This window comes from Planktothrix serta PCC 8927 (genome assembly GCF_900010725.2).
GTDB classification, from domain to species: Bacteria; Cyanobacteriota; Cyanobacteriia; order Cyanobacteriales; family Microcoleaceae; genus Planktothrix; species Planktothrix serta.
In genome coordinates, this window is the sequence record NZ_LR734870.1 from 80,001 (window position 1) to 93,106 (window position 13,106).

At 39.3% G+C, this 13,106-nt stretch carries 14 protein-coding genes (1 of these 14 only partly in view); 5 read left to right on the top strand and 9 right to left on the bottom strand.

Annotation, left to right across the window (positions count from 1 at the left end; genetic code table 11):
- Positions 1-30, bottom strand: the start of a protein-coding gene (locus PL8927_RS13035) for a nucleoside triphosphate pyrophosphohydrolase family protein (protein ID WP_083622108.1). The gene continues 1,725 nt to the left of window position 1, outside the view; the window shows 30 of its 1,755 coding nt (coding positions 1-30); the start codon lies at positions 28-30; its stop codon lies off the left edge, out of view.
- On the bottom strand, positions 27-1,967 hold the full coding sequence (locus tag PL8927_RS13040) for a serine/threonine-protein kinase (protein ID WP_083622110.1): 1,941 nt from the start codon (positions 1,965-1,967) through the stop codon (positions 27-29). Before PL8927_RS13040 ends, PL8927_RS13035 begins: the two co-directional genes overlap by 4 nt.
- 109 nt (positions 1,968-2,076) lie before the next feature.
- On the opposite strand from PL8927_RS13040, the gene PL8927_RS13045 reads away from it, so the two are divergent.
- The 3 genes from PL8927_RS13045 to PL8927_RS13055 all read left to right on the top strand — a co-directional run bounded on the left by PL8927_RS13045 (position 2,077) and on the right by PL8927_RS13055 (position 3,517).
- Positions 2,077-2,388, top strand: a complete 312-nt coding sequence (locus PL8927_RS13045; RefSeq protein WP_083622113.1) for a hypothetical protein — start codon at positions 2,077-2,079, stop codon at positions 2,386-2,388.
- Between the two features lie 122 nt (positions 2,389-2,510).
- Positions 2,511-3,011: a 2Fe-2S iron-sulfur cluster-binding protein gene (locus PL8927_RS13050; RefSeq protein ID WP_083622116.1), complete on the top strand. Its 501-nt coding sequence runs from the start codon at positions 2,511-2,513 to the stop codon at positions 3,009-3,011.
- Between the two features lie 23 nt (positions 3,012-3,034).
- A complete protein-coding gene (locus PL8927_RS13055; protein ID WP_083622119.1) occupies positions 3,035-3,517 on the top strand; it encodes a globin family protein in 483 nt (160 codons plus the stop codon).
- 16 nt (positions 3,518-3,533) lie between these two features.
- Here PL8927_RS13055 and PL8927_RS13060 read toward each other — a convergent pair whose 3' ends face one another.
- The 5 genes from PL8927_RS13060 to PL8927_RS13080 all read right to left on the bottom strand — a co-directional run bounded on the left by PL8927_RS13060 (position 3,534) and on the right by PL8927_RS13080 (position 7,073).
- Positions 3,534-4,694, bottom strand: coding sequence for a pentapeptide repeat-containing protein (locus tag PL8927_RS13060; RefSeq protein ID WP_083622122.1), 1,161 nt, complete (start codon positions 4,692-4,694; stop codon positions 3,534-3,536).
- A 45-nt stretch (positions 4,695-4,739) separates the two neighbouring features.
- Positions 4,740-5,402, bottom strand: coding sequence for a V4R domain-containing protein (locus PL8927_RS13065; RefSeq protein ID WP_083622124.1), 663 nt, complete (start codon positions 5,400-5,402; stop codon positions 4,740-4,742).
- A 100-nt stretch (positions 5,403-5,502) separates the two neighbouring features.
- Positions 5,503-5,985: a globin family protein gene (locus tag PL8927_RS13070; RefSeq protein WP_083622126.1), complete on the bottom strand. Its 483-nt coding sequence runs from the start codon at positions 5,983-5,985 to the stop codon at positions 5,503-5,505.
- A 123-nt stretch (positions 5,986-6,108) separates the two neighbouring features.
- The gene (locus PL8927_RS13075) at positions 6,109-6,375 is read right to left on the bottom strand and encodes a hypothetical protein (protein ID WP_083622129.1); all 267 of its coding nucleotides are present in this window, start codon (positions 6,373-6,375) and stop codon (positions 6,109-6,111) included.
- A complete protein-coding gene (locus tag PL8927_RS13080) occupies positions 6,372-7,073 on the bottom strand; it encodes a V4R domain-containing protein (protein WP_083622132.1) in 702 nt (233 codons plus the stop codon). Before PL8927_RS13080 ends, PL8927_RS13075 begins: the two co-directional genes overlap by 4 nt.
- 650 nt (positions 7,074-7,723) lie before the next feature.
- Between PL8927_RS13080 and PL8927_RS13085 the strand changes: the two genes are divergently transcribed.
- On the top strand, positions 7,724-9,556 hold the full coding sequence (locus PL8927_RS13085; protein ID WP_231506002.1) for a caspase family protein: 1,833 nt from the start codon (positions 7,724-7,726) through the stop codon (positions 9,554-9,556).
- A gap of 133 nt (positions 9,557-9,689) precedes the next feature.
- Here PL8927_RS13085 and msrA read toward each other — a convergent pair whose 3' ends face one another.
- Together msrA and PL8927_RS13095 are read right to left on the bottom strand one after the other, a co-directional pair.
- Complete coding sequence (msrA, locus tag PL8927_RS13090; protein WP_083622136.1) at positions 9,690-10,346, bottom strand: peptide-methionine (S)-S-oxide reductase MsrA; 657 nt, start codon at positions 10,344-10,346, stop codon at positions 9,690-9,692.
- 87 nt (positions 10,347-10,433) lie between these two features.
- Positions 10,434-11,990, bottom strand: a complete 1,557-nt coding sequence (locus PL8927_RS13095; RefSeq protein WP_083622138.1) for a hypothetical protein — start codon at positions 11,988-11,990, stop codon at positions 10,434-10,436.
- 142 nt (positions 11,991-12,132) lie between these two features.
- Between PL8927_RS13095 and PL8927_RS13100 the strand changes: the two genes are divergently transcribed.
- Entirely contained in the window at positions 12,133-13,017 is an 885-nt protein-coding gene (locus tag PL8927_RS13100; protein WP_083622140.1) for a fructosamine kinase family protein, read from the top strand.
- Positions 13,018-13,106: the final 89 nt, after the last annotated feature.

A 13,106-nucleotide genomic window follows, 5' to 3' on the forward strand; every position in this document is an offset into this window, starting at 1 on the left:
AATTGATGGGGTTAAGGGATTGTTATTCATAAGTCTTGCTCAAAATTAATAGATTTTACAAAATGTAAATAACCTTGTTGATCGGGATGAGTGACAATGGCTAAACCTGTTTCTCCCCAAGGGGTCATGGCTTGAGGAGAAACAGGGCCAAGATAATTCCCTAAAAAATTCCCTTCTAAATTAAAAAAGGTGTATTTTCCCTGTTGATCCGCTATAACATATCCCCAGGGGGTCGCGCAAGCGAGGGTGGGTGGAGAACTTAAAGGAATCCGAATCACACTGAGAGGTTTTAAACGTAATAGGACAAGCTGGGGTTGATCATCTAGTCCTATACCTAATAAAGTATAGGGTTGGGGAGTCGAAAGCAGTTGTTTTAAAGGAATTGATAATTTAAGATTTCCAATGGGTATTCCTCGGCGAGTATAGACCCTGAGCATATTAAAATTTTGTTGCTTAAAGTTTAACCAAATTACGAGTAAATGTCGGCGATCTAAAAATAGAATTTCTGGAACTTGAGGAACAGAAAATGATAATCTTTTGATCGGTTTGATACAAGTAGAACCAAATTTTTCTGTTAAGGAATAAAATCGTAATTGTCCTGAAAATGCTAAAGCCATATAGCGACTTTCAGGTTCAATTGCTATTCTATACAGTAAATCTTGAGATGATGCTAGTTTTAAAGTCGTTAAATTATTATCTTTTACCTCCGAGTTATCATAGATAATTGATTTTTTATGATTATTTTTTAGAGATTTAATCGTACTCAAGTTTAACAAAAATTTAGGATTTCTTTGAAAAGGAGTGAAGTGATGGATTCGATTTTGAGTCAGAATGCAACAGCCATTTCCCATCGGAAGAATTGCTAGAATCGGTTCAGAAAATTTAATTTCATCTTCAGAAAAAATATCAATTTGCTGAACTGATAGAGAGGAATCTTGGGGAGTAGACCAAATTTCTAAACTTTGACCAAAGGCTGTATAAAGATAAGGAAAATTGGCAATACAACTTAGGGGAAATCTGGAATGCTGAACCGAGGGTAAAGAAATCGTATGATCAAGTAATAAAGGAGCACTAGGAGGATTAGCTTCCGATAATGGGGAAGGATTTTCTGGGGGAGAATCAGGGATTTTCCAAACAATAATAGAGTCAGCAAGACTTTGAATTTGGGGATTAACCCGGACTTGTTTCAATGCTTCTATCATCTCGGTTGCGGTGCTGTAGCGACGAGCCGGGAGTTTTTCTAAAGCTTTTTGAATTACGGTTTGTAAGACTTCTGGAATTTCTGGGGGGATTTGCAACCGTTGATTTAAGTGCGCCCACATCAACTCCCCCGGTAAACCATGAAAGGGGCGATCGCCGACTAAAAGCTCAAATAATACAATCCCAACGGCATAAATATCGGATCGGGGCGAATAAAGACCATAAAACCGTTCTGGAGCCATATAAGCGGGAGATCCCCCGGTAAAGGTGGAGGGTTTACTGTCCGCTTTAAATTTTCCAGCCAGGGGAAGACGGCGAGCAATCCCAAAGTCTGATAATTTTGAATGCCATCCTTGGGATTGTAGGGTAAGTAGGATATTTTCAGGTTTAATGTCACAATGAATAATACCCCGTTGATGAATGTAGTGTAAACCTTCTAAAACCCCAATAATCAGGTTTAACGCTTCTTGTAACCGCAGAGAATCCTGTTGGTCGAGAAGATGACGAACTGTTCCCCCTTCACAATAGTCCATCACCAAATAGCGTCCTGTCTGGATATGTTCAAGACCTAGACAGGCGGCAATGTGGGGATGTTGCAGACTAATAATAAACCAAAGTTCCTGTAAAAACTGGTGAGTGGGTGCGCGTTGATGACTCAGTTCCTTCAAAGCCACCAGTTGTCCCGTGCGACGATCACTGGCACAGTAAACTTTACCAAACTGGCCTTGTCCTACTAACCCCAAAATTCGGTATCGAGAAGCCTGCATGGTGTATTTTAGACCACCTCATTAACGGTATTTCCGATAGTATTAAAGTATACCTAAAATCTAGGCATTACTGACAAATCATTAAGTTACCCAGCGATGACGAGCGCTTATGTTTTCTTCTGTTGAATCGGAATCCACCAAACTACAGCAGGGGCCAGCCCCTACTAAAATCATACAGTCTCAAAACCAGTATCGAACCTGTCGGATCAAAGTGCCGGACTTAGAGAAACCTGTTCCTGCACTTTGTGTTGATCAGGAATACTACAGCTTTTTTAAGGCGGTAGAAGCTGCTGATAAAACCTTAGAAATTGTAGCTAAACTGGGAAATGGGGGGGACGGCACCGCCATTACAAAAACCTCAAAAGGCTATGCAATTTGGGTCAAAGAACCTGATGCTGAACTGTATCGTTCTAAAGCCTAAATTCGGGATTATGATTGAATTTGGAGGAGTTAACGCCCCTGTTATACTGAATTGAGTGGTTTAGTTGTGCAATCTACATTATTTCTGCGACCTGACTTATCTAATTTAATTTTCACGCTCTAATGGCTAAAATACTTCGACTAGAACCAATTGCCGAAGAAATGGCAGTTAAGACTAATTCTAATTTGCTTTCGGCATTAATGACTAAGGAACTTCACGTTCTGAAAGAATGTGGGGGGCGGGGAATGTGTGCAACCTGCCATGTTTTTATTAAAGAGGGCATGGATGGTTTATCTAAAGTTAGCCGTCGTGAACAAAGAACTCTGGAAGTAATCACAACAGCCAAACCCAATTCCCGTTTAGCTTGTCAAGCTCACGTGATTGGGGAAGGAATTGTTGTTGAATTACCTTCTGGGATGTATATTGATGCCATCGAAGATATAGAATCGTTAGTTGGGCGACGAGCAGAACAGGAACTTCTGCATCCGATTACAGGGGAAGTTGTGGTTGAAGCTGGAAAATTGATTACTCGATCAATTCTGACTCAGTTGAAAGAAACTCGTTTACAAGTGGGCGAATATCTAGCTCGAACTCGTAACGCTAAAGATGACGGGAATCAGTAATCAGTTAGACCCTAGTAATGCTTATGTTGACTCAGTTACAACGTTTGAGTGTTGAAGTCGATGGCCGTTATGCAACACCAGAAGAATTAGACTTTTTAAGGTCTTATTTGGAAACGTTTAAATATCGCGTCAGCGCCTATCAAAAAATCAAAAAGAATGAATCTGTTATTATTGATCAAATTCAAGACAAACTCCTACAACAGAACCCGGAAATTTTCATTCAGGGTTCTGTTGATTTCACCTCAAAATGGCGTTTAGATACCATCCGAGTTTTACGATATTCAGCCCTGGCTTTATTAATAGATGATCCTGATTACTTACGAGAACGCTTGTTAGTTTGGTTTGCGACTATTTTACAAGCGTTTAAAGTCCAAAATTTAACTCAATTAACTTACCAAGGGATGTCTGATGTTATAGAAAGCTATTTAACGCCAGAAGAAAATGATTTATTTTTACCTCTAATTAAACTGGATTTAGCCATTTTGTGTAAAAAAAGATTTTCCTAAACTTCCCCTGATCTAATCATGTATAAACTTTTCCATTGGGTAAGATAGCACCCTGTAACTGTGCACCCTTAATTTCAGCATTCGCTAAAATAGCCCCTTTTAAATTAGCACCTCTTAAATCAGCCTTGCTCAAATTAGCTCCCATTAAATTCGCTTCGCTTAAATTTACATTACCCAGATGAGTATTTCTTAAATCAGCATTAATCAGACAAGCTTTGCTTAAGTTAGCAGAACTTAAGTTACTAGAACTTAAGTTCGCATCCATGAGTAATGCTCCCGCTAAATTAGCTTCGCTTAAATAAGCCCCAGCTAAATTAATTCCCGTTAATAATTTTTGTCTTAAATCAATTCCACCTAAGTCAGCACCACTTAAATTAATCCCACTTAAATGAGCACCATTTAAACACACATTCCTAAGATAGGTTTTGCTCAAATTAGCTTTACTGAGATTGGCGCGGCTCAAGTTCGCCTCATTCAGATCCGCTTCTAATAAACTAGCGGAATTGAGAAAAGCATCTGTTAAATCAGCGTGTCTTAAATTCGCTTTTAACATTTGAGCTTTACTCAAATCAGCACCTATCAAATTAGCACCACTTAAATTAGCGCGGACAATTGTAGCTTGACTCAAATCTGCTCCTGATAAGTCTACATCTTTCAAATTCGCTTGAGTTAAATCCGCGTTTTTTAAGATGGCTTGACGGAGATTCGCTTTAATTAAATAAGCTTTGATCAAACAGGCTTGAGTCAAAACAGCTTCTAGGAGAATTGCAGAACTAAAATCAGCACTTTTGAGATTACCATGATTAAGATCAGCCTCTTGCAAATTTGCCCAATTTAGGTGAGCCCCTTCCAGATTAACCCGACTCAGATTAGCCCCAGTTAAAATTGTGCCACTCAGACTGGCTCCACTCAGATTAGCCCCGGTTAAATTGGCTCCGGTTAAATTGGCTTTACTTAGATTAACGACACTGAGATGGGCTTCGCTTAAGTCAGCATTACTTAAATCTGCACCAATGAGATGAGGTCGATTTTGAGGTTCTCGAATATTAGCTAAACCCAGAGTTGGTACCGTATTGGGTCGATAAGAATTGGTACTCAGAATAATGCCTCGTAGACTGACGCCTTTAAAATCCCGTTCTCCGTCTGCATATCGACTCAGTAGTTCAATAGCGTCCATGGGTTTAACCTAAAATAACTCGCTTACCAACGGGAAACTTTTCAATCACGCTGTTTCACAGAGTTCCTTCAGAATAGTTTCATGATCTTTTCCTTGATCAACTAAAGCTTCCACCGATTGTAAACGATTACTCAAACCGAGAATAAATTGATTACAATCTGCACCCATCGATTCACAGGTAGTTTGAACACAATGGAGTTCTCGCCCTGTTAATCGACTAAAGAAAGAACTAAAAACACCCGCTTCCAAAAAACAAACAGGTCGGTTCCAGGGAGGAGCCACACTGGCAAAGGGGGAATTTTTTGTAATTATAATTAGGAATCCAGCGTTAACATACTGGGCATCAAAATCAAATGTTCCCCAACCATGAGTTTTCCAACATTGCTGTAAACACTGGATGAATTCGATCATTTCCATCTGAGCGACAGCTTTGTCATAATATTCACTGATTTCTTCACAAAAACGGATATAAAAATTCTTTCCCCACCAACGACCGCAATTGAATAAGACTAAGCGGCTGGCTTGACCCGTTTCTTGTTCTAACCCCGCATAAATTGCCTGAAGCAGGGTTGAGGGAAGACCCAGTAGACGCCCACCCAGGCGATTTTCTAGCAAACCTAATTCTAGATCCCCCTTCACATAAGCATTATAGGCGAAATAGTTGCCTGGAAGTTGGGGTTTAGTGAGTAAATTGGTAATTTCAATCATAATTTTAGACAGGTTGTATTGACGGTTGATAGTGAACCGTTAATGGTTGATGAACAGACAGGTAAGTTTTAAACAAGGGCTGCGTAAAAAGCACTAATTATTACCGTGTACTCTTCTGTGTTCCAGGTTCTAGTAAATGAGTTTTGACCTGTTCCAAGAAGGGTTGTAAGAAAATCAATGCTTTGGGCGAGAGTAATTCGTTTAAACGAGTATTGAGCAATTGATAAACTTGAGTATCAATTGCTTGGCTATTGTGGGCTTGAACTAAACCCAATAACCAATCAATGACTCGTTCTTGAAGGTATTTGGAATCATTCAATAACATCGCCATCGCACTATGGCGAAAAATCAGAATCCATTGTTGTAGAATTTGTTCTAAGCGTTCTTGTTTTTCTTGAGGAAATTGGGTTTGGATTTGATCGGCAATCGGTTGAAATATAACAACTTCCCGATCCCGAAGAAATTCATAAATTTTCAATCGTTGGGCTAAAGTTTCTGCATAGCTTTTAAAACCCAGCAATTCTTCCGTTTGAAGATAACGATTTTCCGCTTGAACTAATAATTCATTTAATTCGGCTTGCATAGAAATTCAAGATGTGCATGAAACAGTAATCAGTAATCAGTAATCGGTAATCAGTAATCAGTAATCAGTAATCAGATTACTGGTAGAGACACGCTATAGCAAGTCTTTACACTGATTACTGATTTAAAATAAACCCATTAAATCATCGATAGTGACATCGAGTTCATTCGAGTCGTCAGACGCAGAAGAATCAGAAATAACAGGCATAACTCCGACTTGGGGAACTCCTTCCCAATCAATCCTTTGAAAAAAATCGGCGACGGATAGAGTTAAATTCATCTTTGATGGAGCCGGATCACCACTTTGCACCCGTGAGGGTGTACCCAACCAATTAAGGTTACTAAAAAAGTCTTGAACAGACTCATTCAGCCAAGCTTTTTGATTGTTCATCGCAACACAACTCCATCTTGTAATTTCCGTTGAATATCTCTGGCTGTTGCACCTTCATTTAACCAGAAACCCGCAGCATCAATCCGATCAGGGTTTCCTAATAGAAATTTACAATAGGTTTCTCCCATCGAATAACATTGCAGTTCAATACAACTTAGACTTTTCTTGACCAAATTGCTAAAAAATCCGGCAAATAATCCCGCATAAATATGACAAACGGGTTTTCCTACATCTCCGAGACTTCGAGCAACAGCCGAGTCAAATAAGTTAATAAAGATACAACCGTGTTTGCGATCGCTCATGTCTACTTCCCAACGTCCCCAACCTTGGGAGGTAAACGGCCACCACCAGGTTTCTAATAAAAACATCAGGTTAGACTGTCGAATACTTTGACCAAACTCGGCTTCATACCACTGTTGGAAAAATGCGGCATCCTTAACGCCCCATTCTTTGCCAATGGTGTACATAATCACAGATGAGGCATTGCCAACTTCTTCTTCTAATCCCTCAACTAAACCAATAATAAAATCTTCACTGGTAAAGATATTACGCATTTGATTCCAGTCTGTCACCGTACCCATTGATGAGTCAAAGCTGAAAAAATCTTGAAATCGATAATGATTATGGGCTTTAGGATTGGTTCGTTTTAGTTTAGATTGATGCTGAATAAGATCTGGGGTGGCGGTGGTTAAGACCATCTGCTGCATACTCCTTTGTAATCAACAAGGTTTAAAATCGACTTCAAATTTCTAAGGAAGGACTGACATTAAGTATGTTTCAGACCTATAGATGTTCACCGGGAATTGAATCTGCCTGTTTGGTTCAGTCCACCCAGGTTGTCGGCAAGTGTAACGGATGCACCTCTGTATCTAATTTAACTCGATTTTTTGCGGTGGAACATCAGATTTTTTTTATAGCTTCGGGATAGGGGATGAAAACAGGTTTGGCGTTTAGGGTGAAGTGGGTCAGGGGATAAAAAAAATATGGGGAAATAATTAGGTATCAACGGACTTCTAGCCCACCCGGAGTTCCAAACTCAAGGGCATTGGAGTCAGGGGAAGTCCCTAACGCAATAATAGATGGGTTTTATCAGGTTTTGAGCGCGATCGCTCTTCTATCAAGGGATTTTTACCAGAGTAAGAATATGTTATCGTTTTTACAGGTTTATCGAAAATGGGAGCCAGAAGACCCGCACCATAAGGAACGTTGGTGTCGGGAGGATGTCAAGGGGCATAAGTGTTCACCAACCCCGCCAGCAAGAGCTAGGAAGTGGATTGAGTCTGGAAAAGCAGTTAAACTTGTGTCCCAGATGGTGGGCAATTTTATGTTCAACTAACAGTTGAGCCGAGTGAATACACAACCCAAAATGATGAAACATCACGTTTGTATTGCCGTTGGCATTAATCAATATCAATATCTGCAACCCTTAAACTATGCCCAAAAGGATGCAGAAGCTATCTATAAATTTTGGGTAGATGATGCTGGATTTCCTCAAGACAAGAGTTTATTGATCACCGATAACTCACCCCAGGTGTCGAGGATGTCCACCTATCCCAGCCAAGAAAATATTTTAGATTGGGTTGAATCCTTCTGCAAAGAGCAATTGAGCCATGAGGATGTCCTCTGGTTTTTCTTTAGTGGCTATGGGTTTAGTAAAGAGGGACAGGACTACTTACTGCCCATTGATGGTAACCCAGCGCAGTTAGAAACAACGGGGATTCCCATTCAAAAGTTGTTTGATAATCTTAAGGCTGCTCCAACGGATAAAATTTTAGTATTGTTGGATATTAACCGAAGTCAAGGATCGCACGCTGGGGAAAGTGTGGGAACTCAAACGGTCGAACTCGCCCGCCAGTTGCAAATTCCGACGATTTTATCTTGTCAGCCCGATGAGTTATCACGCGAAACGTCGGCTCTGCGGCAAGGATTCTTTACCTCGGCGTTATTGGAAGGGTTAAAGGCTGGAGAAACTTCAACCTTAGACCAATTAATCCAGTTTTTAGAGGTACGTTTACCGGAATTAACCGAACAACATATCAGACCCAAACAAAATCCAGTATGCGCTGTGTATCCAGCCAATAAACGACTACAGGCACTTTTACCTGAAAATCGTCAGGTAGCAAGTGTTAGTTCTTCTAATGGTATGAGGGAAATGAATATGGCGACTGTAGAACCCTACCAGAATGGTAATGTTCCTGTATCTGAAGATCCTCTGAAAGTGTCTACATCCTTAAATCGAGGGAATGGAGATCTGGGAACGCAGACGAATGAACCTGCTCCGAAAGAGGATTTGTCTTCAAATTCTGCAACTTCTGTACCGCAGACGAACCCCGAATCTCCTGCACATTCAACAGAGGATACTATGACAGATAGTTCATTTTTACAACGGTTAATTCTTTGGAGTGGAGCAACGGCTCTGGTGCTCCTATTGGGTGTTTTTCTGACCAATAAACCTATATTTATCGGTCAAAAAACGGCTAAGTCTTCTATAGAAACTGCAACGGTTGTTCCGGCTTCAAAACCGACATCAGCACCCGTCACGACAGAAACAGCACCCCCACCTCAAACTCCTCCTACTGCTGATCAGTTATTAATTCAATCAAAACTACTTTTAAAAGATACTTCGGCTTCGGGTTTTAGTAGAGCGATTTTTGTAGCCCGACAAATTCCTGATGGTGATCAGAAGTTTAAGGAAGCCCAAGCTGATATCGAACAATGGAGTCAAACGATTCTGGATATAGCCGAAGGACGTGCTCAAAGTCAAAATTTACAAGGCGCGGTTGATGCTCTTAAGTTGCTCCCTGATGCTAATCCGGCGATTTATAAACAGGGGCAACAACAGCTTGAACAGTGGAATGCTCAGTTAGATCTACTGAACAATAATCAAGGAATTCTAAGCCAAGCTAAAGCTTTAATTAAGCCCGATCAAGCTTCCTCTTATAGTAATGCGATCGCCCAAGCTGAACAAATTCCTGCGGATCAACCGGGATATTCAGAAGCTCAAAAATTAATTAATCAATGGGGAAATGAAATCTGGGAAATTGCTCAATCTCGTGCTCAGAAAAAACAATATACTAATGCCATTGAAGCGGCTGAATTAGTACCCCAAAATGCCTCTGCTTACCCCGCAGCCCAAAAAGCGATTCCAGACTGGAAAACAAAAGCCAAACAGAAGAAATAATCAGTAGGGAATAGGGAATAGGGAATGCAGTAAATCACCATTACCTATTACCTATTTCCTCAACAGTCAACCGTCGTAGGGGCGGGGTTCTCCCGCCCGTAGCCGTCAACAGTTAACAGTCAACCGTCAACCGTCAACAGCCAACACTCGATTCTGGAAGTTTTACCTGAGTTCCACCTAAACCACAATAACCATTAGGATTTTTGGCTAAATATTGTTGATGGTAACTTTCAGCGTAATAAAATTCGGGTGCTTCCAGAATTTCTGTTGTGATTGTGCCAAGACCTGCTTGTTTAAGGGCAGTTTCATAGGCATCCCGTGAGGCTTCAGCTAATTCACGTTGTTTATCGGTATAAGTATAAATTCCTGAACGGTATTGTGTCCCCACATCGTTACCCTGACGCATTCCCTGAGTCGGGTTATGGCTTTCCCAAAAAACTTTAAGCAATTGTTCATAACTGATGATTTTGGGATCATAGACGACTCGCACCACTTCGTTATGTCCCGTTAACCCGCTACAAACTTCTTCATAGGTGGGGTTAGGGGTAATTCCGGCTGCATAACCAACGGCGGTACTAAAGACCCCTTCCTGTTGCCAAAACCGACGTTCTGCACCCCAAAAACAACCCATACCCAATATCACCATTTCTAAGCCTGCGGGAAAGGGCGGTTTGAGGGGATTGCCGTTAACATAATGTTTATCGGGTACAGGCATCGCTTCCGTCCGTCCAGGTAAGGCATCGGAGGGGGAAGGCATTTTCAGCTTTTTACCGAGTCCAAAGATGTACATGATTGAATAGATTTGTGAAGGATAGCTTTACACTCCTTAATATTAACGTTTTTATCGGGAGGGTTGCTAACCGAGAAACCGGATTTTTCAAGATTGATGATTAATTTTTTGATGAATCGCGTTAATAATTTGTTCTTCCTCCGGGGTGATAACTTTATCTAAATCAGCAATTTTCTGATATTTAGCTAAAAGTGCCAGGGCAAAATCTGGATTAATTTGTTCGAGTAAACTGTTTAAATCCGGTGGAGAATTAAGGTTTTTAGAAATGACTTCTAAAGAATTTAAACTCAGAGGAGCATTTTGTAATTGGGGGAGAATTTTTTCTAAAGTTTGATCAGGATTTCGAGCTAAAATAATATGAATTAAAATTTGATCCATAATCGCTTCTTGAGCGATCGCAGTTTCTAAATATTTTTCACTTTCAAACTGGACTGTTTCTAAACTTACACCCTTTTTATCTTGATATAAATTGGATTCATAAAAGCGACAAGCTGCATATCCCAAAGCATAAAGTATTGCAGCATTGGTACTGACACTAATGATAGTCCCAGCGAAAGGCACATCTTCTAATAAACTTAATCCTAATTTTATGGCTGAATTACTCCCTAATGCTAAACTAAAAATCGCTAAAGCTTCATCTTTTCTGATCGGTTCATAAAGATCTAGATCATAAGCATAAGCAATTTGATAAATCATTTCAAATTCTAAGGTTGTATTGTTAGAAAAATCGGCTCCCATTAGAGTAGCGAGTCTTTCAGATACAAGTTTTGACGCTATTTCAGAACTTCCCAAAGCCAGAACTTTTGAAACCATAATTCGATGGCTAATTTGGCTAGAAGATTCATGAGGATATTGAGCTTTTAGCTGTTTAACTTCTGTTTCTACTTTCTCTAAATCAATTTTTTCAATAATTTCTAATATTTTATCTACATTTAGAGTTTTAATTAAGGATTTAAGCAAAGGATTATTACTCATAAAATCCAAAATACCCGGTGTAGGGGTAGTTTTTGAAGTTGGATTTTTTACTGATTTTTTAAGATTAAAAATATTCTCAACATTAAAAATATTTTTAACGGCAACTTTCCCCCCTTGCATAACGGTATTGCTAATATTTTCAACACTACCCTTAATATTAACCGCAGTTTCAATCACAGATTGTCCGGCGTGAGTCGTGGTATTACTAACGGTTTCAGTTACAGTATTTTTAACTTGTTCCGTAGCGTCTGAAATAGAATTAAATAATAGCTCAAAACCCATAAATTTTGAGGTTATAGATTCGGTTGAATTCTGAGATTTTGAAGAATTAGGGTTATTTTCTGATAACTGATGAATGGAATTTAGATCGATTTCTTCTTGCCAATCTGGAAAATCATCACCGATTCTTTTATTATAAATAATAACTTGTGTAATAGAATCTGAAATAATGTGATTTAGAAGAGAAGTACAGAGCCATTCTACTAAAACTGTTTGAGGAATAATTTTTTCTGCTTCAAACATTAATTTGAGACAGTTTTTACTTAATGTAGCTTTAACAGTAATCCTTTTGGGTTCTAAATGACGATTGAGTAAAATAGCGATCGCTTTGGGATTTCCCTGTTTAGCGAGTTCTAGTAAATTGGGTTTGCTGGTTTCTGTTTCCGTCATGGTGATGTTAATACTAAGGGATAGAAAAAACAATTTTAAGTTTAAGTTAACAGTTTATAATTTTAAAATCCACCGTATATTTACGGATTTTTTTAAAGTTTGATACAATAAGTTAGAAAAATATTAAAGTGTTTAAAGCATGATGTGGGATCAAATTGCGGAACAGATTAGTCAAGCCACAGGAGAACGGTTTCAAATTAGCGATCGCCGTTCCGTTAGCGGCGGCTGTATTAATCAAGGATATCAGATTAGTAATGGTTCACGCCATTATTTTATTAAACTTAATCAAGCTTCTGAATTTGCCATGTTTGAAGCCGAAGCTTTAGGGGTTGAACAAATGTGGGAAACCCAAACTATTCGAGTTCCTAAACCGATTTGTTGGGGAACTGTTGGCAATTCCGCTTATTTAGTATTAGAATGGCTAGAGTTAGGAGGAAAAAATCATCCTTCAGCCTGGGAAGAAATGGGACAAAAATTAGCGTTACTGCATCAGTGGACACCTGCGCCAAATTACCCTGGTTATCAGAAATTTGGATGGGAAATTAATAATACAATTGGCTCTACCCTTCAAATTAATACTTGGAAAAATAGTTGGGCTGAATTTTGGCAAGAACATCGAATTGGCTATCAATTAAAACTGGCTCAACGGCGGGGAGGCAATTTTGAACAAGGAGAAAAATTATTGAATAAAATTCCCGATATTTTAGGAGATTATCATCCCAAACCTTCTCTTGTTCATGGAGATTTATGGGGAGGAAATGCTTCCGTTACGTCTGAGGGAAAACCTGTTATTTTTGATCCAGCTACTTATTTTGGAGATCGAGAAGTTGATCTCGCAATGACTGAATTATTTGGCGGTTTTCCAGCCGCCTTTTATCAAGGTTATGATCAAATTTTTCCGTTAGAGTCAGGTTATGAACGGCGGAAAATATTATACAATCTCTACCATATTTTAAATCATTTTAACCTCTTTGGAGGGGGTTATGGAACCCAAGCGAATCAGATGATTCGGGAGATTTTACGCTAAACTGTGGGTATACAATCTGTTCAACAAAAACAAAGCCCCTATATCCAGTTAATTCAATGATTTAAACAGGATTTTCTCAAGGAAAATTT

Coding starts and splice junctions, on each gene's coding strand:
- PL8927_RS13070 (WP_083622126.1), bottom strand. CDS start 5,985: ATGCAAGCCGAATTAAATGAATTATTAGTTCAAGCGGAAAATCGTTAT.
- PL8927_RS13065 (WP_083622124.1), bottom strand. CDS start 5,402: ATGATTGAAATTACCAATTTACTCACTAAACCCCAACTTCCAGGCAAC.
- PL8927_RS13100 (WP_083622140.1), top strand. CDS start 12,133: ATGTGGGATCAAATTGCGGAACAGATTAGTCAAGCCACAGGAGAACGG.
- PL8927_RS13060 (WP_083622122.1), bottom strand. CDS start 4,694: ATGGACGCTATTGAACTACTGAGTCGATATGCAGACGGAGAACGGGAT.
- PL8927_RS13075 (WP_083622129.1), bottom strand. CDS start 6,375: ATGAACAATCAAAAAGCTTGGCTGAATGAGTCTGTTCAAGACTTTTTT.
- msrA (WP_083622136.1), bottom strand. CDS start 10,346: ATGTACATCTTTGGACTCGGTAAAAAGCTGAAAATGCCTTCCCCCTCC.
- PL8927_RS13045 (WP_083622113.1), top strand. CDS start 2,077: ATGTTTTCTTCTGTTGAATCGGAATCCACCAAACTACAGCAGGGGCCA.
- PL8927_RS13040 (WP_083622110.1), bottom strand. CDS start 1,967: ATGCAGGCTTCTCGATACCGAATTTTGGGGTTAGTAGGACAAGGCCAG.
- PL8927_RS13095 (WP_083622138.1), bottom strand. CDS start 11,990: ATGACGGAAACAGAAACCAGCAAACCCAATTTACTAGAACTCGCTAAA.
- PL8927_RS13055 (WP_083622119.1), top strand. CDS start 3,035: ATGTTGACTCAGTTACAACGTTTGAGTGTTGAAGTCGATGGCCGTTAT.
- PL8927_RS13080 (WP_083622132.1), bottom strand. CDS start 7,073: ATGGTCTTAACCACCGCCACCCCAGATCTTATTCAGCATCAATCTAAA.
- PL8927_RS13050 (WP_083622116.1), top strand. CDS start 2,511: ATGGCTAAAATACTTCGACTAGAACCAATTGCCGAAGAAATGGCAGTT.